Consider the following 214-nt stretch of genomic DNA (forward strand, 5'->3'; position numbering starts at 1 on the left):
CTGGAGCGTCTGCGCGATCAGCGCAGGACGATCTCCACGCGGCGGTTCTGCGGCTCGCGCACGCCGTCGGCGGTCGGCACCAGCGGACGGCTCTCGCCGAAGGCCTCGACCGTGATCTCCGAGCGCTGGATGCCCTGGCGCACCAGCTCGGCGGCCACGGCGTCGGCGCGGCGGCGCGACAGACCCATGTTGTACTGCGGCGTACCGGAGCGGT

At 73.4% G+C, this 214-nt stretch carries 1 protein-coding gene; it reads right to left on the reverse strand.

Translation table 11 applies throughout. The annotated features are described in order from the left end of the window. Nucleotides 1–17: 17 nt before the first annotated feature. A partial coding sequence (locus ROTAS13_RS25615) for an OmpA family protein (RefSeq protein WP_139323556.1) occupies nucleotides 18–214 on the reverse strand: 197 nt, incomplete at its 5' end.

This window comes from Roseomonas sp. TAS13 (assembly GCF_001950415.1).
Taxonomy (GTDB): Bacteria; Pseudomonadota; Alphaproteobacteria; order Acetobacterales; family Acetobacteraceae; genus Roseomonas; species Roseomonas mucosa.